Origin of the sequence: Klebsiella sp. 18074, assembly GCF_902705905.1 — a bacterium.
GTDB classification, from domain to species: Bacteria; Pseudomonadota; Gammaproteobacteria; order Enterobacterales; family Enterobacteriaceae; genus Klebsiella; species Klebsiella terrigena.
On sequence record NZ_CACSIS010000033.1, the window covers coordinates 1 to 20,208 of the forward strand.

General features: G+C 53.1%; 18 protein-coding genes and 3 pseudogenes. 8 read left to right on the forward strand and 13 right to left on the reverse strand.

The features are described 5' to 3' along the window. Positions 1 to 383: 383 nt before the first annotated feature. Positions 384 to 631 (reverse strand): annotated as a pseudogene (locus GVK32_RS24335) (transposase); the annotation flags it as partial. 184 nt (positions 632 to 815) lie between these two features. Here GVK32_RS24335 and GVK32_RS24340 point away from each other — a divergent pair. From GVK32_RS24340 to GVK32_RS24355, 4 genes and pseudogenes are all read left to right on the forward strand, one after another. Beyond that, positions 816 to 2,867, forward strand: a complete 2,052-nt coding sequence (locus tag GVK32_RS24340; protein ID WP_159872898.1) for an alpha-galactosidase — start codon at positions 816 to 818, stop codon at positions 2,865 to 2,867. A gap of 9 nt (positions 2,868 to 2,876) precedes the next feature. Then, complete coding sequence (locus GVK32_RS24345) at positions 2,877 to 4,256, forward strand: MFS transporter (RefSeq protein ID WP_227697895.1); 1,380 nt, start codon at positions 2,877 to 2,879, stop codon at positions 4,254 to 4,256. A 251-nt stretch (positions 4,257 to 4,507) separates the two neighbouring features. Beyond that, positions 4,508 to 4,852, forward strand: coding sequence for a transposase (locus tag GVK32_RS24350; RefSeq protein ID WP_227697896.1), 345 nt, complete (start codon positions 4,508 to 4,510; stop codon positions 4,850 to 4,852). 28 nt (positions 4,853 to 4,880) lie between these two features. After that, positions 4,881 to 5,996 (forward strand): annotated as a pseudogene (locus tag GVK32_RS24355) (IS3 family transposase). A 142-nt stretch (positions 5,997 to 6,138) separates the two neighbouring features. Here GVK32_RS24355 and GVK32_RS24365 read toward each other — a convergent pair. The 7 genes from GVK32_RS24365 to GVK32_RS24395 form a co-directional block, all read right to left on the reverse strand. Next, complete coding sequence (locus GVK32_RS24365) at positions 6,139 to 7,203, reverse strand: alpha/beta fold hydrolase (protein WP_159873296.1); 1,065 nt, start codon at positions 7,201 to 7,203, stop codon at positions 6,139 to 6,141. 24 nt (positions 7,204 to 7,227) lie between these two features. Then, complete coding sequence (locus GVK32_RS24370; RefSeq protein ID WP_159873294.1) at positions 7,228 to 7,812, reverse strand: flavodoxin; 585 nt, start codon at positions 7,810 to 7,812, stop codon at positions 7,228 to 7,230. Positions 7,813 to 7,823: 11 nt separating this feature from the next. Next, positions 7,824 to 8,585, reverse strand: a complete 762-nt coding sequence (locus tag GVK32_RS24375) for a carboxymuconolactone decarboxylase family protein (RefSeq protein WP_159873292.1) — start codon at positions 8,583 to 8,585, stop codon at positions 7,824 to 7,826. Beyond that, positions 8,563 to 9,042 carry a cupin domain-containing protein gene (locus GVK32_RS24380; RefSeq protein ID WP_159873290.1) on the reverse strand — a complete coding sequence of 160 codons (480 nt, stop codon included), beginning with the start codon at positions 9,040 to 9,042 and terminating at the stop codon, positions 8,563 to 8,565. Before GVK32_RS24380 ends, GVK32_RS24375 begins: the two co-directional genes overlap by 23 nt. A 62-nt stretch (positions 9,043 to 9,104) precedes the next feature. Then, the gene (locus GVK32_RS24385; RefSeq protein ID WP_159873288.1) at positions 9,105 to 10,571 is read right to left on the reverse strand and encodes a heavy metal sensor histidine kinase; all 1,467 of its coding nucleotides are present in this window, start codon (positions 10,569 to 10,571) and stop codon (positions 9,105 to 9,107) included. A gap of 15 nt (positions 10,572 to 10,586) precedes the next feature. Beyond that, entirely contained in the window at positions 10,587 to 11,267 is a 681-nt protein-coding gene (locus tag GVK32_RS24390) for a heavy metal response regulator transcription factor (protein ID WP_076944585.1), read from the reverse strand. Positions 11,268 to 11,281: 14 nt separating this feature from the next. After that, on the reverse strand, positions 11,282 to 12,448 hold the full coding sequence (locus GVK32_RS24395; RefSeq protein WP_200842935.1) for an aldo/keto reductase: 1,167 nt from the start codon (positions 12,446 to 12,448) through the stop codon (positions 11,282 to 11,284). Positions 12,449 to 12,699: 251 nt separating this feature from the next. On the opposite strand from GVK32_RS24395, the gene GVK32_RS24400 reads away from it, so the two are divergent. Continuing rightward, positions 12,700 to 13,749, forward strand: a complete 1,050-nt coding sequence (locus GVK32_RS24400) for an alpha/beta hydrolase (protein WP_159873286.1) — start codon at positions 12,700 to 12,702, stop codon at positions 13,747 to 13,749. Between the two features lie 166 nt (positions 13,750 to 13,915). On the opposite strand, the gene GVK32_RS24405 is transcribed toward GVK32_RS24400, so the two are convergent. Together GVK32_RS24405 and GVK32_RS24410 are read right to left on the reverse strand one after the other, a co-directional pair. Then, positions 13,916 to 15,118, reverse strand: coding sequence for a multidrug effflux MFS transporter (locus tag GVK32_RS24405; protein WP_159873284.1), 1,203 nt, complete (start codon positions 15,116 to 15,118; stop codon positions 13,916 to 13,918). Positions 15,119 to 15,232: 114 nt separating this feature from the next. Further along, positions 15,233 to 15,568 carry a DUF1294 domain-containing protein gene (locus GVK32_RS24410; RefSeq protein WP_159873282.1) on the reverse strand — a complete coding sequence of 112 codons (336 nt, stop codon included), beginning with the start codon at positions 15,566 to 15,568 and terminating at the stop codon, positions 15,233 to 15,235. A 64-nt stretch (positions 15,569 to 15,632) separates the two neighbouring features. Here GVK32_RS24410 and GVK32_RS24415 point away from each other — a divergent pair. Next, positions 15,633 to 16,071 (forward strand): annotated as a pseudogene (locus GVK32_RS24415) (Hcp family type VI secretion system effector); the annotation flags it as partial. Positions 16,072 to 16,329: 258 nt separating this feature from the next. Here GVK32_RS24415 and GVK32_RS24420 read toward each other — a convergent pair. After that, a complete protein-coding gene (locus GVK32_RS24420; RefSeq protein WP_159873280.1) occupies positions 16,330 to 16,722 on the reverse strand; it encodes a nuclear transport factor 2 family protein in 393 nt (130 codons plus the stop codon). 109 nt (positions 16,723 to 16,831) lie between these two features. Between GVK32_RS24420 and GVK32_RS24425 the strand changes: the two genes are divergently transcribed. After that, positions 16,832 to 17,587: a helix-turn-helix transcriptional regulator gene (locus GVK32_RS24425; RefSeq protein ID WP_227697897.1), complete on the forward strand. Its 756-nt coding sequence runs from the start codon at positions 16,832 to 16,834 to the stop codon at positions 17,585 to 17,587. 174 nt (positions 17,588 to 17,761) lie between these two features. Further along, positions 17,762 to 18,829: a LacI family DNA-binding transcriptional regulator gene (locus GVK32_RS24430; RefSeq protein ID WP_227697898.1), complete on the forward strand. Its 1,068-nt coding sequence runs from the start codon at positions 17,762 to 17,764 to the stop codon at positions 18,827 to 18,829. Positions 18,830 to 18,883: 54 nt separating this feature from the next. Here GVK32_RS24430 and GVK32_RS24435 read toward each other — a convergent pair whose 3' ends face one another. Both GVK32_RS24435 and GVK32_RS24440 read right to left on the reverse strand, forming a co-directional pair. Beyond that, positions 18,884 to 19,303 carry an RbsD/FucU family protein gene (locus GVK32_RS24435; protein ID WP_159873276.1) on the reverse strand — a complete coding sequence of 140 codons (420 nt, stop codon included), beginning with the start codon at positions 19,301 to 19,303 and terminating at the stop codon, positions 18,884 to 18,886. Between the two features lie 46 nt (positions 19,304 to 19,349). Next, positions 19,350 to 20,114 (reverse strand): SDR family NAD(P)-dependent oxidoreductase, encoded by a 765-nt coding sequence (locus tag GVK32_RS24440; RefSeq protein ID WP_159873274.1) that lies wholly within the window; start codon positions 20,112 to 20,114, stop codon positions 19,350 to 19,352. Positions 20,115 to 20,208 lie beyond the last annotated feature (94 nt).

The following is a 20,208-nucleotide window of genomic DNA, read 5'->3' on the forward strand; positions in this document are numbered from 1 at the left end:
GCTAAATCGATCCCGACAACTTTTATCGAGTTCATGATGTTGTTCCTCTGCGAATAGACATTCAGCATAAGTGTGGCAGAACTTAGGCTGGGAAGGGGCGTCCATCACATCACCTCTGGTTAAGAGTGTACTCACTTAGTCTCGTATCCACTATTCGCGGGTAGGATCATTCATGCAAAGAATCACCTTGCTTATACCTGTCCCAGATAATCGCTTTCTGTTCTGGCGTGTAGTAAATACGGGATCTTTGTTTCATGGTAACGCCCTCCTTGTTTAAGGATATCGTTTTCTGTTCTGGCGTGTAGTAAATACGGAATCTTTGTTTCATGGTAACGCCCTCCTTGTTTAAGGATAGCGTTGCATCGACCAATTGAACTCACAGCGGCTTTTTTTAGTGTGTCTCTCTCGTCAGTAACCCGCTTCAGTTCTTTCTGAAGTCGCCGGATCTCAGACTGGGCATCGGGCTGCGTTTTAGTGGCTGATGAATCAGGCCATACTTTTTTACCCAGGCATAGAGGCTGTGCGTGGTGATATCAAGACGGGTGGCAACGCTTGCGATGGAATGGCCGCGATCAACAGCCTGTTTGACCGCTTCAATTTTGAACTCTTCGGGATAACGTTTACCGCTCATGGGCACCTCAGAGTCATCTTAAATGACTCTGAGGTGTCTGTTAAACCTGTGGCGATTCAAGATGTAAAACTGTGATACCCGTCTCTAATTAGAGAATTTTACATATCTAAAGCAGAAAACCCCATGTTATTGAAATTCCCTGAGTGTTAAAACAAAACATTCAATCTAATGGAAAATGAAATAAATGATCCTTAAAAATGAAATTATTTGTTTATCTCTTGCACTGGATGATAAAGAGCGTGTTCATGCGTGTCTCTGTCTTACTCAGGAAACAGTTGAAAAAGATGATACTGTTTTTTTCCCCTACGTTAACCTTCATCTTTCAGGTGATGACACCTTAGAACATCATGGTCGAAGCCATCTGGGCAGTGCGGCAGGTTATGACCTTAAATACGTTTCACATCAAATAACAGAGGATTCTGTTTCTCAAACTCTCGCTGTCATATTACAAAGTGAAAAAGTTAACGTTACTGCTTTCGCAAAGCTTATTAATGACACCGCAGTCATACAATTCTGGAATCGGGTTGAAAACATATCTGAAAAACCCATCCGTTTAGAATACATATCCTCTTTATCTGCATGGAACATCAATAAAAAAACCACTTCCTGGGACAAGGATATAATCCTCCATATTCCCTCTAATAACTGGTATGGAGAGTCAAACTGGATATCCAGAAATCTGATAGAACATGGATTTCCAAAAGTAACGCCGTGCTCAATGGGACGATTAGCCATTGAATCGACGGGCACTTGGTCATCATGCGGAAATGTGCCATTTGGCGTTGTGGAAAATCGTGAATCCAACCAGTCGCTGTTCTGGCAGATTGAACACAATGGTAGTTGGAACTGGGAGATAGGCGAGCATCATGATCATCTGTATCTCTTGGCATCCGGTCCTTCTGAAAATGAAAATAACTGGTCGAAAAAACTCAATAAAGGCGAAGAGTTTACCAGTGTGATTGTGTCTGCAGGCTGGGTGGCGGGAGGTATCAATGATGCACTTTCAGCTGCAATTGATTACAGACGTAAAATTATTCGTACCTGCGCTGACAACGTTCAGTTACCCGTCATTTTTAATGATTATATGAACTGCCTCAATGGTGATCCTACCACTGAAAAGCTTATACCTCTTATTGATAAAGCCTTTGAAACGGGGTGTGAGATTTTCTGCATCGATTGCGGATGGTATGCAGATGGCTACTGGTGGGACAACGTAGGTGCATGGAAGCCTTCAAAAAAGAGATTTCCCGATGGGATCATAGAACCTATACGCTATATCCGCGATAAAGGAATGATACCGGGGATTTGGGTAGAAATTGAAGTCATGGGAGTGAATTGTGAACTGGTCGATGACTGGCCAGCAGAAGCATTTTTTACCCGCCATGCTGAGAAAGTAAAAGATCGTAAACGCTATCAGTTAGATTTCCGTCATCCGAAAGTTATTGAACATGCCAATGCCGTGTTTGATAAGTTTGTAAATGAGTACGGCGTGGGTTATGTCAAGATTGATTATAATATCAACGCAGGGTCAGGGACGGAAATTAATTCAACAAGTTTTGGAGATGGCCTGCTTCAACATAATCAAGCCTATCTGGCTTGGTTAGACAGTTTGCTGGAAAAGTATCCTAATTTAATAATTGAGAACTGCGGAAGCGGTGGATTGCGTTTGGACTATGCCTTACTCAAACGTTGCAGCATTCAATCTGTCTCAGACCAGACTGATTACACTCTAATGAGCAATATAGCCGCCTCATGTGCATCATGTTTATTACCTGAACAGGCAGCCATTTGGTCTTATCCTCTCCCTTCTGCAGATGAAGAGGAAGTGATCACCAATATGGTGAACTGCATGTTATTACGCATTCATCAAAGTGGTTATCTAAATATGCTGGATCCCTCTTTGGTTGATTTAGTCAGTGAAGGAATTTCGACCTATAAGGGTTTCAGGCACGAGATTCCTTCCATGCGCCCGATATGGCCTCTGGGATTGCCAACCACGAATTCTGATTGGCTTGCATTTGGACTTGAATCAGAAGATCGCATACTTCTGGCGGTATGGCGTAAAAAGGGAAGTCGTTCCAACTGTATAATCAACTTTTCGAATACAGAATTAACTGGGGCTAAGTGTATTTATCCTCTTAACAGGGAAGGATGCAAGCTATCACTGGAAGGGAATTCGCTTGAAGTCGTACTGGCAAGTGACAACATGTCTCGCCTGTTAGAAATTAAAAAATAAGGGTGACTCATGACGACATCTGACTCTACATCTCATAATCAAATGGCAGAAATTAGCACGACTAATTCTAAATTACCAGTTATGTCAAAGGTAAGTTATGGTCTTCTCGATTTTGCAGGCAACCTGATTTACAATTTTGGTACGACGTATATTTTATATTTCTATACGGATGTGGCCGGGATCTCCCTTGGCGTCGCGGGCATAATATTGTTTCTTGTCCGCATAGTCGATGCTATTGATGCCCCAATATGGGGAATTATTGTAGATAAAACGAAGTCCCGATACGGTAAATGTCGTCCGTGGTTTTTGTGGTTGCCTTTACCGTTTTGTATATTCTCAGCTTTGTCGTTTTTTACACCTGATAGCAGTATGACAGTGAAGGCAGTTTGGGCTGGCATTATCTATGTACTTACCAGCATTACATATACCGGTTTAAATACACCACTTAGCGCCATTCTTGCACTGCTGACACCGTCACCACAGGAGCGTTTAAAGTGCAACTCCTACCGTATGGTGGGGAGTGTATTGGGTGTTTTAGCGATGAATGCTACCGCACTACCGTTAGTGGCATTAATGGGAGGTGGGAATGAAATATATGGTTTTTTTGCTACAGCCACTATTTTTGCGACCATCAGCTGTCTGTTCCACTTTTTCGCATTCTTTAATATTAAAGAAATCGTTACAAATGCTTCTCAGGACACCTCCAATGTTACGGTTAAAGACGCCTTCAGAGCGCTGAAAACAAACAATCCATGGTGGATAATCCTTGTGGCAAACTTGCTGTTCTGGGTTGCTCACCAGGGGCGTGGATCAGCTTTCGTTTTCTACTTGTCCTATAGTGTACCGTTCAAAGAGCATATAGCATTTATCAATAGTATCGCCTCTGTATCGGTCTTTTTTGTGATGATAATTCCTCTTTATTGCAAGTTTGTAAGTAAAACGACCGTATGGATTGGTGGCCTCATTCTTTCATCCTTAGGCAATATAGCGTTATTTTATTCAGGCGATAACTATACATTGCTTTGCTTTTCATGGATTTTGGGAAACATCGGAGGCAGCGTAGCCTGTGCAATGGCGTTTGCCATGATCCCCCTTGCTGTTGATTTTGGTCGATGGAAATCGGGTAAACTGGTTGTAGGTTTACTGGTCTCGCTTGGAACAACGTTTTGCTATAAGTTTGGCAGCGGAGTTGGTGTAGCTGTTGGTGCATGGGTCATGAATTTCTATGGATATTTACCAGGACAGGTTCAGCCTGATTCAGCATTAAAAGGAATAGATATTGCTGTTATATGGTTTCCTTCAGTCATAAATATGCTAGCAGTAATTGTTTTAATGTTTCTGTATAAGTACGAATCTGAAGAGAAAAAGTATCAACAAGATATCGAGTAAAATAGTTCGCTGTGTAAAGGCTTTCCATATAGGTAAGCCTTTTTTTTTGTACAGACTATTATCCACTGAGCGTAATGCGCAGTATTTCGCTGGAGACTGTCATTAAAATTGTGTAATTGCCTGTTAATGAGATAGTCACCCCCACCCTGTGAGCTGTACGTAAGCGTACAGCGGGAACCGTCTGGTCATAATCTGATGCATACGACAAAGTGGTGTCCACCAAATAAGTAGTGGGAACCAAAGTGTCAGATATGCAGAAAAATGTGACTCCCGGCAGGCGTAAAGGCTGCCCTAATTATTCTCCCGAATTTAAGCAGCAGCTCGTTGCCACCTCCTGCGAGCCCGGTATATCCATCTCAAAACTGGCGCTTGAGAACGGCATTAACGCCAATCTGCTATTTAAATGGCGCCAGCAGTGGCGCGAGGGAAAGCTGCTATTATCTTCCTCAGAAAATCCTCAGCTACTCCCTGTGACTCTCGATGCCACCGCCGTACAGCCAGAGCCGCCCGCAGAGAACCCGGAGGCCCTTAGTATCAGCTGTGAGGTAACATTCTGTAGTGGATCGGTAATTCAGGACACCTCGAAATCCTGTTAATGTTAAAACAGTGAACATGAGGTGATGCATGATCAAAACTCGTCGGACTAAACGCACATTTTCCCCGGAGTTCAAACTCGAAGCTATCGAACAGGTTGTTAAATACCAGCGAGATGCACGGGAAGTTGCTCAGGCGCTCGAACTCAACCCTGACCATTTGCGCAAATGGATACGACTTTATAAGCAGGAACTTCTGGGTATTGAGCCCGCAGATAAAGCGTCTTGAGATGGAAAAAGAAATACTAAAGCAGGCTGCCGTGCTGATGAGCGAAGCCCCCGGAAAGTTATCGCGCTAATCACACGGCTGAAAGCAAAGTGGCCTGTGCAGGTTCTTTGTCATTTGTTCGGTATTCACCGTAGCGTTTATTACGCGCAGGTGAAGCATCCGGTTAATGTGCAAAGAATTGAATTGCGAAGCCGGGTGAGAGCATTCCATGCTCTCAGTCGTGGCGCTGCAGGGAGTCGGGCAATCAGCCAGATGTTACGCCAGAGTGGCGTTGATGCAGGCCGGTGGCTGGCGCGACGACTGATGCAGGAATGCGGGCTGACCAGTCACCAGCCTGTTAAACATTGCTACCGGGTAAATGCAGACAACAGCCCGGCATTACCAAACTTATTGAACCAGCAGTTTAACCCCGCCGCACCAAACCGTGTCTGGTGCGGTGATATCAGCTTTATTCGCCTGCAGGACAGGTGGTGCTATCTCGCGCTTGTTATTGATTTATATTCACGCCGAATTATTGGTTCAGCCCTCTCATTAACCACTGATGCTGATTTGGTGTGCAGGGCTTTGCGTAATGCCCTGGAGACACGACCGCGTAATGAACGTCTTCTGTTTCATTCAGATCAAGGGGTTCAATATAAAAGCAATAAATACAGAAAGTTACTATGGCGCTATGGGGTAATGCAAAGTCTGAGTCGCAGAGGGAATTGTCTGGATAATTCGCCGATGGAAAGAGTCTTTCGCAGCCTTAAAAGTGAATGGCTACCGAAAGGCGGCTATGGTGATTTTAGTCATGCAGTACGCGATATAAACCAGTGGATAAATGGTTATTACAACGTTTACCGTCCTCATACGAACAATGGTGGATTATCGCCTTGCGTGGATGAAGAAAAGTGGAAGCAGGCTATTCCGGTGTCCTGAATTTGTGATCCACTACAATGAGCCGTTTTATTATCGAGTTCGGTGACCGTCTGAGCGATCACCTTTAATACGGTGGCAGTTACACAGAATTATTTACAGGGTCACTGAGCCCTCAATAATGAAGGCTCAATATTATCCCGGCCTACTGCAGGTTTTTCGCCTGCAGGAACTGGCTCACTAAATCAGCGATCTGCACATTATTAAGATCCGAGAACGGAAAGTGGGTATTACCTTTAATGCCTATCTCCGGCAGATGCGTCACGGTCACATCCCCGCCATGCTTATTCACCACGTCGCGCCACTCGCGGGCCATTGCCAGACGCACGCGCCAGCTGTCCTGCGCCGGCATGGCAACCGGCTTATCCGGAATGTTATCGCCATAGATAATCAGAATCGGGATTTTGGTCAGCGCCATAAACTGCGCCATGGGCACCGCTTCGCCCTTCAGCGTATCGAACGCGCTCGGCATCGGTGCGGGCAGCTCTTTCTCCGGGAAGACAAAGCTGCTGCCCGGCTCGAAGGCAACAATGGCTTTGACCTTGTCGTTTTTCATCGCCGTGTACCAGCCCGGGCCGCCGCCCTGGGAGTGGGTGAAGAGGATAGCCGCGCCGGACTTATCCACCACCGCGGACATGGCATCAGAAATCACGTTGCTATCAAACGGCCCGGTATTCGGGGTCATCTGGCGGAAATACTGATTCAGGGCCTCTTTGTCGTGAGAGAACTGGACGCCTTTAAAATAGTCTGGCCACACGCCAACGCGGAACTGATTAAACCACATCTGCTCATCCGGTTTTGGCGTAACCGTCCCTTCTACCGTCGAGCGCCCGGCGCTGCCCCGACGCGGCTGATCGACAAGATAAGTTGAGAACCCGCGCCGCAGGAATAGGTTCTGGAACCCTTCGCGACCATCCGGGGTGCTTTCCCAGGTGCGGGAAAACTGCCCTGCGCCGTGCAGCATGATAATCGGGTATTTATGCGGATGTTCCGGGATCTGGTAGAACACGGACGCATGATCGCCATGATAGGTTTGACCGGCAGGATCCAGCGGCTTTTTCGCGTCAAACTTCCCCGGCGCGGTAATCACGGAACCCCCGGCGGAAAAGCTTCCTTGTTCCTGAATGACTAATGGCCCGGCATAGGCGGACTGGGCCAGCAGGCTACCGGCGATCGTGCAGATGGTCAGCGCTTTTAACAGTGTCTTCAACGTAGTTCCCTCATAATCAATAAATCAGCCGCGAATCGTCTCTAGCCAACTGGCTACCGTCTCGGTGGTTCTGCGCTCCTGATCGCATTCAATAACCAGCGCTTTTTCCCGACGCGCGGTCGGAGCAAGGGCCGCGAGGATATCGTCGCTGTCGCCTTTGCCGTAGCCGCCGTGGGTGATGAAGGGGATAAGTAATTTACCCGCAAGGTTATGGGTACTCAGAAAGGTTTGCACCGCGGGCGGCACGCTGGTCCCCCAGATGGGGAAGCCTAAATAAATCGTCTCATAGCGCCCGATATCCGCGACGCTATTTTTTAATGCCGGCTTCGTTCCCCGGGCACGCTCATTCTTTGCCTGCTCAACGGTCTGAAAATAGTCTTCCGGATAGGGGGTCGCCGGTTCGATTGCAAACAAATCTGTTTTCAGGCTGCGATGAATAACGCCCGCAATCACCCGCGTATTCCCGCTACGGGAAAAGTAAGCCACCAGAACCGGACTGCGGCCCTGAACGTTGGCGGCGGCGGATGCCGCTGACGCCAGAGTGACATTAGCCAGGGTGAGCCCGGCCAGCGCCGTAATTAACGCTCTACGGGTAGGATCGTGTTCCATACCTGCTCCTTCTACCTGCTTGCCAGCGCCTGCTGCAGCGCGCGTTCAGCCCGCGCGGCGGCATCGTTTTCACCCTTCTCGCGCAGGACCTGCGCCAGCTGGCGCAGCTGCCCTGCCGTCAGGCCAACCCGCATGCTGGCTCGCGTATGCGATAACAGCTGCGCTTCAACCCCGGGCGTAGCCGCTAATGCGCCCACCGTTGCCAGCTCGCGGCTCTGCCAGTCGAGATTATCGCGGGCAAAAATGTCACCGAACAGGTGCGTTTGCAGGAACTGATTAATGACCGGCGCAAAATCAAAAAGCGGCCCCTGGACCGGAGCCCCGGAGATTTTGGTCTGGTTTGCAGTGCCGGTGCGAAGAAGTTCCTCCCCGACGGGAACCGGTTTGAGCGGCTCTTTACCCTCAACGTCTTTAATGCCGCGCTGTTTGCGCGCTTCAACCACCTTCATCAGCTCGCTCAGCGCATTCAGGCTGCGGGGAAACCCCGTGTAGGCATAGAGCTGGACGAGGATTTCTTTGGCATCGTTTATCGTCAGGCCGGCGTCGAGCCCCTGATTAAGCGCAGCATTAAGCTTATCCATCTGACTGCTGGCCATTGATGCCGCAATCAAAGGGATAGCCTGCTGTCGGGCAGATAACGAGTCTGAAACGGTTTGTTCTTGATTCATTTCTGTGGCTCCTTTCGTCGCCGGCGCGGCATTTGCCGTGAGGCTAAAACCCCAGGTCAGCAGCGCCGCGGCCGTTAATGCCTTAATGGGCGTGGTATTGTTCATCCGTCACTTTCTCCATCCAGTTAACGCTTTTGCCATCGACTATTCCGGTTATCGCCAGGTGCGTCATTGCGCTTCCCGGCGCTGCGCCGTGCCAGTGCCTGACGCCCGGAGGGCAAGAGACAACGTCGCCAGGGCGAATGACCTGCACCGGCTGGCCTTCCTGCTGCGTAAGCCCTACGCCGGAGGTCACAATCAGCCTCTGACCGGCAGGGTGCGTATGCCAGGCGGAGCGAGCACCGGGCTCAAAGGTGACGTAAGCTCCTGAAACGTTGATATCGCTATCAGGCTTGAAGAGCGGATCGACCCGGACGCGTCCGGTAAAATTGTCCGCCGACCCATACGCCGCGATCTGGCTACCGGCGGCGGCAATCTGGACAGCGGCATTCTGCTCCGCGGCCGAGGATGAAAAAACACAGAGCGGCAGCAGTAGCCCGAGGTAACGTAAACGTTGAGTCATACAAAGCGTCCTTATCGTTGGAAGGGGATAGCCTGCGATGATTCTAACGAGGCGCGATGTCATCAGGCTGACGACCGCCTGACAATTGCGTCAGCCTGGCTCGCCGGCCTTTTTTCCGCCCCCGCTCCGCAGGGGCTATGGCCGGCTGGTTTATCAGGCGCCATTGCCAGGGTCAGCCCAAAGGTGTTGATCCCCTCTTCGCTGCGCGCAAAGACGTCTCCCCGATGCATAATGGCCACGGCGCGGACGATCGATAGCCCCAGCCCGTGGTGCGTATCGCTCCTGGCCCGGGAGGAGTCGACGCGATAAAAGCGTTCAAAAAGCCGGCGTAAATGTTCGGCCGCAATGGGCTCGCCTGGATTCGAAACCTCAACCCAGGCCTGATGATTCTTTTCGCTTAACCTGACGGTCACCGTGCTTTTAACGGGAGAATGCCTTGCGCTATTTTCCAGCAAATTGGCCAGCGAACGGTGGAACAACCGCCGGTCAATATGCGCGGTGACGTCGCCTTCAACCTCAAGGGAAAGCTGCTTTTCAGCAAAGGAGGGTTCGACATACTCCGCCGTTTTAAGCGTTTCTTCACGCAGGGAGACCGGCGCGAGTTGGGAGGCGTGTTCGCCGGCGTGCGCATGGGACAGAAACAGCATATCGTTAACGATCGACGCCATACGCTCCAGCTCTTCGAGATTTGAACCCAGCAGCTCCTCCAGCTCATCATGCGAACGTCGACGCGACAGCCCCAGCTGCGTCTGGCCAATCAGGTTGGTCAGCGGCGTGCGGAGCTCATGGGCCACGTCGGCGTTAAAACTTTCAAGCTGTCGCCAGGCAACCTCCTGACGCTCCAGCACCCCGTTAAATGATGCGGCCAGCTGCCGTAGCTCTGCGGGCAATGCGTTGGTATCCAGGCGCTGGCCGTGATCCCCCGGCGCCAGATGCTGGGCCTGTTTACTAAGCGCCCCCACCGGGCGCATGCCAATTCTTGAGACCATATAGCCCAGCAGCGCGACGATAAATACCCCCAATGCGGTGATAACCAGCAGCGTGTGGGTAAACGCATCGAGAGTGCCCATGTACGGCGTGGAGTCGATGGCAACCACGTAGCGCAGCTCGGGCCGTTCGCCGTTTGCGGGGATAGTTTTGACTAACAGAAACAGCGAGCATGCGCCTTCCGATGCGCCGGGCACTTTATTAAACCCCTCCCGCAGCGCGGACCACTGAACCCCAACCGGCGGCGTTCCCCCTACGCTGAAGCGTGGATGATTGCTCACTATCCAGTAGCGAACGCGCTCGCCTTCGGAGTTGGCCAGCACGGTGAATTTATTGGCCAGCGTTGACCAACCGTCGGCCGAGGTTCGCGCGGCGATCCACGGGCTCATCAATGACTCGCGGAATAACAACTCGTTGTGCATCTGCTTTTGCAGCGAGTCGTGCAACGAGCTTCGCAGCAGAATGCCGATAATCGAGACGATCAGCAGTGCGGATAGCGCAAACATCAGCGCCAGATGGACTGAGATGGAGCGTCTGGCCATGCCTGTCCCCTTCATCTATTCAGGCCTGACTTCAAGGACGTACCCCATACCGCGTACGGTATGAAGCAGTTTGACAGCGAACGGTGCATCAACTTTGGCCCGCAGGCGTTTAATCGCGACTTCAACCACGTTGGCATCGCTGTCAAAATTCATGTCCCATATCTGCTCAGCAATCATCATCTTTGACAGAATCTCTCCCTGATGGCGGGCGAGCAGGCTCAGCAGAGAGAACTCTTTGGCGGTCAGCTCCAGCCGCGTACCGGCGCGAAATACCCGGCGCGCCAGCAGGTCGAGATGCAGATCGTGAATTTGCAGCTGGGTGATATCAACCCCATCCGCTGACCGGCGGCGCACCAGCGCCTGAATACGGGCCACCAGCTCAATGAGCGAGAACGGTTTGGGGAGGTAGTCATCAGCGCCGAGGCGAAGCCCTTTGACGCGCTCGTCAACCGATCCCCGGGCGGAGAGCATCAGCACCGGGGTTTGTTTGACTGCCCGCACGCCCTCGAGCACCCGGTAGCCATCCATTCCCGGCAGCATCACGTCGAGGATTATCGCGTCGTAGTCGAACTCCAGCGCGTAGTGAAGGCCTTCGGCCCCGTCCGCGGAGACATCCACTGTGAATCCGGACTCTCCCAGCGCACGGCTGAGATAGGTTGACGTTTTTTCTTCATCTTCGACTAACAGCAGACGCATAGCGGGACTTCCTCTTAACTTTTCAACGGTGCTTCAACATCGGAATAAACCTGCACGGCATCCGGCAACCGCTGGCCCTGGATGGTGATAGCATCCAGTGAACGGGTGAGCTCGGTCATCTCGGCGGGCGTCAGCGAGACCCCGGCGGCGGCCGTGTTTTGCAGCATATGGTCTTTATTTGTAGTGCCGGGGATCGGGACAATCCAGGGTTTGCGAGCCAGCAGCCATGCCAGCGCTATCTGACCCGGCGCGGCATTTTTTCTTATCGCCCAGGCGTTGAGTAACTCAACCAGCCGTAGGTTGTGCACGAGGTTGTCGGGCGAGAAGCGGGTTTCCGTCGCGCGGAAATCACCGGCAGCAAAGCGGGTATTTTCATCAATCCAGCCGGTTAAAAACTGCACGCCGAGCGGGCTCCACGGCACAAAGCCAATTCCCAGCTCCTCGCATACCGGCAGGACGTGCTTTTCCGGCCCCCGCCAGAGCAGCGAATATTCACTCTGCACGGCGGTAACGGGTACGGCGGCATGGGCTCGCCTTAGGGTGTTAATGCCCATTTCTGACAGCCCCCAGTGCAGGACTTTTCCCTGATCCATCAAATCCTTAATCACGCCGGCAACGTCTTCGATCGGAACCTGAGGATCGACCCGGTGCTGATACAGCAAATCGATGCGATCGGTCCGCAGGCGCTTGAGCATATTTTCAACAACGACTCTGATATGCTCCGGCCGGCTATTGAGGCCCGGCAGACGCTTGCCGGTCTGCTGATCGATGTTCCAGCCAAACTTGGTGGCGATAACGATTTTGTCCCTGAAAGGGGCGACGCCCTCCCCGAGGATCTTCTCCACTTCGAAGGGACCGTAGGCTTCAGCCGCGTCAAAAAACGTCACGCCCTCATCAAAGGCGCGGCGAATAATATTCACCATCTCGGGACGCCACGGGGTGGATGTGTCGTACTTACGGCTCATGTTCTGAACGCCCAGCCCTACGGCGGAGACTTCCAGCTTCCCGAGCCTGCGTTTGCCCGGCGCGGCGGATCGCCGGTCGCCCCGGCTGGTTGAGTCCGCCAAAGAGGATTTCCCGGCAGCCGACGCGCGCGGGATCAGTGACGCCGCGGCGATACCGGCCCCAGCCGCTAAAAGCTTACGTCGTCCCGGCATCGCCGGGTTGTTTTGACTTTTCATGGTTCACTCCTTTGCTGCGCTAATTGAACGTGGCCTCGCGTAATCTGCGGACATTCTGCCGCCTGATTGCCAACATAAGGCTGACGCTTGCCTGACAGCGCTGTCAGGAACGATTGCCTGCCGGACCACGGCTTCCTGACAAAAATGTTATTGACCCGTCACGATGCTGACAGCCCTTACTCCCTAACCTGAGCCTGCATATTTGCTATTGCGGACCTGCATCGACAGGTCGTCACTCGTTGGGAGATACCATGAAATTCACGCTGCTAAGCGCCATGCTGTTTACGGCAATGGCCGGAATCACCTCAGCCCATGCGGCTGATTACAAAAAGAATCCGTTTACTCTCGTCTATGACGGCGCCATCACCGAGAACGTCAAAGGCAAGGTCAACATCCACCCGGTGAAATACGATCTGCACGGCATCCAGATTGCCGCGAACGTCTACACCCCGGCCAACTACGATCCCGCGAAAAAATACCCTGCGGTGGTGGTTGCCCACCCTAACGGCGGCGTAAAAGAGCAGGTTGCCGGGCTGTACGCTCAGCGTCTCGCCGAGCACGGCTACATTACGATTACCGCCGATGCAGCCTGGCAGGGAGGCAGCGGAGGTATGCCCCGCAGCGTGGATAAACCCGCTAACCGCATAGAGGACGTTCACGGTATGGCTGACTACATTAGCCAGTACCCGGGGGTGGATACTTCCCGCCTCGGCCTGCTTGGCATCTGCGGTGGCGGCGGGTATTCACTCGTGGCGGCAGAAACGGATAAACGATTCAAATCGATTGCCACCATCAGCATGTTTAACTCAGGGCTGGTACGCCGCAATGGCTTACTGAATTCACAGCTGGATACTATCCAGCAGCGGCTACAGCAGGCTTCTGACGCGCGTGCTCAGGAAGCCGCCGGAGGTGAAATTCTTTACTCCGGCGATGCAAATCTAACCGATGAGCAGATCGCTAAATTACCCTTCGCCTTATATCGTCAAGGCTATGAGTACTACTGGAAAACTCACGCCCACCCGAACTCAACGTTTAAATACACCACCAGCAGCCTGCTGGATTTGATGAGCTTTGACGTGACGGACCATATCAATCTCATCAATAAACCACTGCTAATGATTGCCGGTACAAAAGCGGATACGCTGTATATGACCGAAGATACATTCGCTAAAGCCACCGGTACGAAGGACAAAGAGCTGTTCCTGATCGACGGCGCGACCCATATCGAGACGTATTGGGTTCCCAAATACGTTGACCAGGCTGTGCAGAAGCTGGACGTCTTCTTCGATAAGAATATTTAATTCGCCGCCGTCATTATCCCGGCCGGCCTGACGGGCCGGCCGTTACTCATATTTATTCGCCTGACCAACCCCAGATTAGCGAAGTCACGGGGAAAGATAATTACGCCCCTTAAATAGGCGCTATGAATCAAATTCATAAACCCTAACGGGAGACGTAACCTGAAGGCTATTTTTTTATCTGAATGGTCAGCGCCATCAGGGCGCTGGCGACGGTAAACGCCGCAATAATCCAGCCCATGGTCCACGACGTGCCGTCGCTAAACAGCGCCAGCAGCAGCGAAGAGATGATGCCGCTGCCGTACTGCAGCGCCCCCATCAGCGCCGATGCGGAGCCGGCAACGTTCGGCACCGCATCCAGCGCGCACGCCGTTGACGTGGCTGCGATAATGCCGTTCATGGAGAAGAAGACGAATACGGCTCCGGCAATCGCGCTAATCCCTCCGACGCCCAGCCCGCTCGCGACGGCCAGAACGAGTGCGGCAAGAGTCGCGACGAATACCGCAATCTTAAGTAACGCTTCCAGCGGATAGCGGTGAACCAGGCGGCGGTTGACCATGCTCACCGCCATCAGCCCAACAATGTTCACCGCAAATAGCCACCCGTAATGCTGAGGGTCAACGCCGAAGTAGGTGATGTATACGAACGGGGAGCCGGTGATAAAGGCATAGGCGGCGACGTAGTAGAACGTCAGGCACAGCGTAAAACGCATGTATTGGCCGTTAGTCAGTAACGCGTAATAGTTACGAAAGGCGCTGGATACCGAGGCCTGCGAACGTTTATTTTCAGCCAGCGTTTCCGGCAGCCAGAATAACGAAATCAGCATGACGATTCCGATCGCCGCCAGCAGCCAGAAAATGGCATGCCACGAGGTGACGTTAATCATTTGCCCGCCGATCAGGGGGCCGGCAATCGGCGCGATGGCCATGATGATCATCAGGGTCGACAGCATCTGCGCCGCCCGAGTGCGGCTAAAGAGATCGCGAATCATCGCCCGCGCCAGCATCGGGCCCGTACAGGCGCCTAAAGCCTGGAAAACGCGCCAGAAGACGATTTGCACGATATCCGTTGATAGCGCACAGCCCACCGAACCGATAACAAACAGCACCATGCCGATGAACAGCGGCAGCCGCCGTCCGTAGCGATCGCTAATCGGTCCCCAAATCAGCTGAGCAATGCAAAAGCCAATGAGAAAACCGGTGATGGTCAGCTCCGCATCGCCCCGTAAATCTTGCGCCATAACGGGCATGGCGGGGAGATAGATATCGGTTGATAAGGAGGTGACCGCCATTAATGCGCTGAGAATAAGTACAAAGGTAAGAGTGGTTTTTTTAGCCGGCGCTGACTGCGTTCGTGCCTGTGGATTAAGCATGATGATCCGTCTGGATATAATGAGATAGACGCATGTTAACCGGTTTGTGCCTGCGGATAATCGCGGGCAGGAGGATAGCCACTATGAGCGGTATTCATGAATACTTCGCGGGCCTCAGTAAAGCAAGTAGCGATATACCGCCGCCGTTACCACCACATTCAACATCACGCTGATAAAGAAATAGCGCCTGAAGGGCTGCTTTTGCGTCTTATGGCGAAAGAGCTGCTGGCCCATAATCGCCCCAGGCCATCCCCCCACCAGCCCAAAAACGAGCAACGTCAATTCGGGGACTCTGCGCCAGGCCCTGCGGGCCGCCATTTTATCGACGCCATAAATCGCCAGCGTCAGCGCGTTAACAAATAAGCACCACATAGCCAAAGAATGGGGAAGAAATAAGCAGCCTAGCGCCGCTAAGCCGAGAAGAAGATAACAAAAGCGATTGAGGTTCATTGGCGAGGGGTAACATTTATAAGCTGAAACAGGAGGCTACTATACCTCTGGACGATGGCGATGTGCAGATCTCAAAGGATCTGTCGATGTTAAAGACCGTAAAGGAAGTACAGAGATCATCGGATTGAGCCACGGTATTAACTTACCAGTAGGCAGTGCCAAGGGTAAATCACTGGCACACGTCAGCATTCATCACTGATGATTGAAATGGAAGTTGATAGATCTACACCCTACCTTTACAAAGCCGCTGCAGCTGGTCAGACGCTTAAAAGTGCTGAAATCAAGTTCTATCATATCAGCCATGCAGGGCAACAAGTGGCCTATTATTCCGTGTTGATGGAGAACCAGGCGTTAACTGTGGTGCGCCTAATTGCAAACTTTCAGCAAATGACAAAATGAACCACCTTGAAAGCATCAGCTTGCAGTATGAGAAAATTAGCCGGGAGATCCACGACGGGAATATTCAGTTTACAGACGCCTGGAATCAGCGACCAACAGCATAATAAAAAGGTCAATCGCAACGATCGGCAACCTGTTTGCCCGCTTCCATTTTGCGCGGTTCAGGATAGTACCGTTCATGAGTACTTTTTTAAGCCATCGGAAATAGCTTTGAGAGGCTGTTAAACCCTGGTGATTCAACGAGCCGGAAAAGTGTGATCCCTGTTATCGGTAAAAGATCGCTATTCTGCCTGCCGTGGGGCCAGGAATGGATAAGAGCGATCTTTACTTGCCGTACAGGCTTTCTGAGCGCTGATGACGATCTACCTGCGGCTGCCTAAATCGCGATCCTCCGTCTCGCCAACGAGAAGGTGAGTCAGCTCATCGCAGCGCACGATGCGCCCGGATGCCAGGGTAAAGCGCGCCATCACCGCAATTTCGCTCTGCTGGCCGCTCTTTTTCTCCACTTTGACATGGTGATGAGTGAACACCGTATTTCCATCGCCGGCAATGGCCAAAACCGAGAGGCTCATTCTGGTCGTCAGCGTTTTAAGTAACGCCATATGCCCGACGAAGCCTTGGTAGTCGAGGCGCTTGCCATCCACCTGCTGCTGATAGTCAGGAGAGAAATAGCGGGCAATCTTATCCTCCTCATGCTGAGGGTTGGTAATGATTTCCCGCAGGGCGTCGATAACGGTCTGGGTTTCCTGGCTCATTTGATTCCTTAGTGAGTATATGTTGCGCGGCACCGGGTTGAATTAAGGTTAGAGGATCGCGGCCGTGGTACGATAGCCGTATTCGGACATGATATACGGCCAATCAGCCATGATGATGCGCATCGAAACCTTTGATTATCAGCGAGGCCACGTCACCGAGTGGCACGAGCATGACGGCGGTCAGCTCTACTGGCTTACAACCGGCATCATGGTCGTTGAGACCGAGCAGGCGCAGTGGACGGTCACGCCGGGCTCCGTGGGATGGTTTCCCGCAGACCTTCGCCACAGGGCCCAGGTGCCGGGCCGGCTCAGCGGGACAAGCCTCTACCTTCACGCATCAATCTGCGCGGAGCTGCCGCCAACTCCCGGGATCTACGGTATCGATAGCTTCATTCAGGCCCTGCTGGAACGCCTGTGCGCCGGTCCCCGGCCGGGCCTGCCCGCGGATTACGCCTCCAGCCTGCTGTCGCTGCTGGCGGCTGAAATCACCAGTGCGGTCGAGCTTCCGCTGCAGCTGCTTTTGCCGACCGATCGCCGCGCGCGTAACGTTGCCGACCAGCTGCTCGCCCATCCGGACAGCCCGCTGACCCAGGCGCAGCTGGCCCAGCGCTGGGGCCTCAGCGTTCGCTCTCTCAGCCGCCTGTTCCGCGAACAAACCGGCCTGAGCTTTTGCCAGTGGCGACAGCAGGCGAAGGTGGTCACGTCGCTCCAGTGGGTGCTGGCAGGGAAGCCGATCGCCGAGGTCGCCGCGCGCAGCGGCTACGCCAACGTCAGCGCCTTCATCGAGGTATTTCGCGAACGCTTTGGCCGCACGCCCGGCCAGCTTCAGCTCGCCAGCGCTAAATCCCCCCTCGTCGGCGGTTAGCGCCCGCTCGCCCCGGCAAAAAGAGTGCCGCGAAAAAGCCGGCTAAAGCGCCGGTTTGCCAGCCGCATTAGGCCATTGACAGCGCTAACTGTAACGTTACACTAAACCGTTGTAGTTTATGAATCCCATCAAAAAAGCAATGCTGAATGCGACGAAGACTCTGCCATTCACAAATTGCTGCAAAGGAGATGTATGGCAAACATTCGTGATGTCGCCAAGCACGCCGGCGTTTCGGTGAGTACCGTATCCAACGTGCTTAACGGGCGCACCGATCAGATGCGCGTTGAAACCCTGGCGCGTATCCAGCACAGCATGCAGGCGCTGAACTACCTGCCGAATCGCGTCGCCCAGCAGCTAAAAACGGGGCAGGCAAAAATGATCGGCCTGCTGGTGCCCTCGATCGTTAACCCCAGCTTTGCCTCGCTGGTGCGCGAAGTGGATCTGGCGGCGAAAAAGCGCTTCTATCGGGTGCTGATCGGCAATACCTATCGGCAGATTGAAGAAGAAGAGGCCTTTATTGCCGATATGTTTGCCCACGGCGTGCGCGGGATCATCGTCGCCGCCTGCGACATTGAAAAGCCGCATTTTGCCCAAGCCGCCGCGCAGGGCATGATGATGGTCAACTATGACAGCCGGATGCCCACCGGGGCTGAATCCGGCGGCCTGGCGCTCGACAGCGTCTCTATGGATAACATCGAAGCAGGCCGCATGGCCGCCGAGCATCTTATCGCCCGCGGATGTCGGCGCCTGATCTTCACCACCGTCGCCGGCATGACCTCCAGCCGGGCGCACAAAATTGAAGGTTTTCTTAGCGCGGTGCGCCGCCACGGCCTCTATTACGACGGGATGATTGTCGAAGAGCAAACCATGGCGGCCTACGGCGACACGGAGATGACCGAGTTGGGCCGCTCGCTGGCGAAAAAGATCTGCCAGCAGTCGCAACGTCCTGACGGGGTGGTCGCCATTAACGATGCGCTGGGTATTGGGCTGATGGCCGGCCTGCACGAGGCCGGGATCAGCGTCCCGGGGGAGATCTCGATTATCGGCATTGATAATATCCCACTCTCCGGGCTGGTTTATCCCGGTCTGACCTCCATTATGCCGCCGCTGGCAGAGATGGCCGAAGTCATGGTCGAGCGGTTAATTGAGCGGATAGAGAACCCGACGCTTTCGCCCGCCGAGTTTCTGTTCCCTCCCGCGCTGGTCTGTCGGCAATCGGTACGCGAGGCGCCCACGTCCTGAAGCAGCCGCGTTCCGCTGCGATAAAAAGAGAAGCGCCCGGGGCGCTTCAATTTTTCATACCAGCGTCGGCCCGACGGTGAGCAGAATATTGGCAAAGCGTCGGGTCTCGCCAGACGCGATGGCTAACAGCGTATCCGACGATTTGGCCTGCGCGTAAAAGGCGTTGCGCTCAATATATTCAAGCTCGGTCGCCTGCGTCAGAACGCGGCGATATTCGCGCGCGATAGTATTATCAAACTCGGGCGGGCTGGCCATCAGCGTCGCTTTTTCAACGCTAATATAGCCAAGAATTTTTTGCAGGATCGTCACGCTGCCTATTAAGCCGGGGGAAAAGTTCAGGTACACAATCCGCGCCTGCGCTGCGCTGTTGGTCAAAATAGAATAATTAGCATCGGCAATAAGAATATTGGCCTTATGCCCGCACAGCGCCAGCGCCTGGAGTAAATCAGGATGGATAATATCGGACTTAATCATCAATACGCTCTCTTAATACGGGCGGAGTTAACCGCCCGGTTTTCCGCTATGCCCGGTAAATACCGCCGTTAATATCGATTGTCGCCCCGGAAATAAAGCCATCGTATTCGGAGGCAAGGAAACAGATGGCTCTCGCGACATCCTCCGGCGTGCCCGCCCGTCCCAGCGGGATCTCCTGGACCGTGCGATCGGCCGATTCCTGGGTGGTGTGCTGGTTATGGAAACGCGTTCCCAGGATCAGGCCCGGGGCGACCGCGTTGACCCGAATGCCAAACTCCCCCAGCTCAGCGGCAAGCGATCGCGTCCACGTCAGCACCGCGCCTTTCGTCGTGGAGTAGACCAGCGAACCCGAGTGCCCGCCGGAGCGCCCGGCCAGCGAGGCCAGATTGACGATGCTGGCGCCGTCCGCGGCGCTCTTCAGCCACGGCAGCGCCTGCTGGGTCACGTTGAGCATGGTGGTCATATTGACGTCAATAACGGTCCGCCAGAAGTGGGCATCAATCTCGCCGAGCCACTTGCGCCCGATGATGCCGCCGACGTTGTTGATCAAAATATCGATACCGCCTAAAAACTCTGCCGCCTCCGCCACGCAGCGGGCGGCGTCCGCCTCATCGGTCAAATCGGCACGGCCGCAGGCCGCTTTGCGCCCTTTTTGTTCGGCAATCGCCATCAGCTCTTTGGGCCCCTCTTCGCCGCTGAAATAGTGAATATAAATATCGCATCCCGCCTCAATTAATTTTCTTGCGGTCTCTTTTCCAATACCCTGTTCAGCACCGGTAATAAATACTTTTTTTGCCGTTAACGATCCCATTTCAGACTCCTGTTATTCAGACTCAACGCCACCAGAAAATAATATTTATCGCCTCGGGCAATTTTGGAACGTGGACGTCCCTGCCCCCTGGCAT

Excerpts from the sequence above, each read along its gene's own strand:
- GVK32_RS24340 (WP_159872898.1), top strand. The coding sequence starts at position 816 with ATGATCCTTAAAAATGAAATTATTTGTTTATCTCTTGCACTGGATGAT.
- GVK32_RS24345 (WP_227697895.1), top strand. The coding sequence starts at position 2,877 with ATGACGACATCTGACTCTACATCTCATAATCAAATGGCAGAAATTAGC.
- GVK32_RS24350 (WP_227697896.1), top strand. The coding sequence starts at position 4,508 with ATGCAGAAAAATGTGACTCCCGGCAGGCGTAAAGGCTGCCCTAATTAT.
- GVK32_RS24370 (WP_159873294.1), bottom strand. The coding sequence starts at position 7,812 with ATGGAACACGATCCTACCCGTAGAGCGTTAATTACGGCGCTGGCCGGG.
- GVK32_RS24375 (WP_159873292.1), bottom strand. The coding sequence starts at position 8,585 with ATGAACAATACCACGCCCATTAAGGCATTAACGGCCGCGGCGCTGCTG.
- GVK32_RS24380 (WP_159873290.1), bottom strand. The coding sequence starts at position 9,042 with ATGACTCAACGTTTACGTTACCTCGGGCTACTGCTGCCGCTCTGTGTT.
- GVK32_RS24385 (WP_159873288.1), bottom strand. The coding sequence starts at position 10,571 with ATGGCCAGACGCTCCATCTCAGTCCATCTGGCGCTGATGTTTGCGCTA.
- GVK32_RS24390 (WP_076944585.1), bottom strand. The coding sequence starts at position 11,267 with ATGCGTCTGCTGTTAGTCGAAGATGAAGAAAAAACGTCAACCTATCTC.
- GVK32_RS24395 (WP_200842935.1), bottom strand. The coding sequence starts at position 12,448 with ATGAAAAGTCAAAACAACCCGGCGATGCCGGGACGACGTAAGCTTTTA.
- GVK32_RS24400 (WP_159873286.1), top strand. The coding sequence starts at position 12,700 with ATGAAATTCACGCTGCTAAGCGCCATGCTGTTTACGGCAATGGCCGGA.
- GVK32_RS24405 (WP_159873284.1), bottom strand. The coding sequence starts at position 15,118 with ATGCTTAATCCACAGGCACGAACGCAGTCAGCGCCGGCTAAAAAAACC.
- GVK32_RS24410 (WP_159873282.1), bottom strand. The coding sequence starts at position 15,568 with ATGAACCTCAATCGCTTTTGTTATCTTCTTCTCGGCTTAGCGGCGCTA.
- GVK32_RS24420 (WP_159873280.1), bottom strand. The coding sequence starts at position 16,722 with ATGAGCCAGGAAACCCAGACCGTTATCGACGCCCTGCGGGAAATCATT.
- GVK32_RS24425 (WP_227697897.1), top strand. The coding sequence starts at position 16,832 with ATGATGATGCGCATCGAAACCTTTGATTATCAGCGAGGCCACGTCACC.
- GVK32_RS24435 (WP_159873276.1), bottom strand. The coding sequence starts at position 19,303 with ATGATTAAGTCCGATATTATCCATCCTGATTTACTCCAGGCGCTGGCG.
- GVK32_RS24440 (WP_159873274.1), bottom strand. The coding sequence starts at position 20,114 with ATGGGATCGTTAACGGCAAAAAAAGTATTTATTACCGGTGCTGAACAG.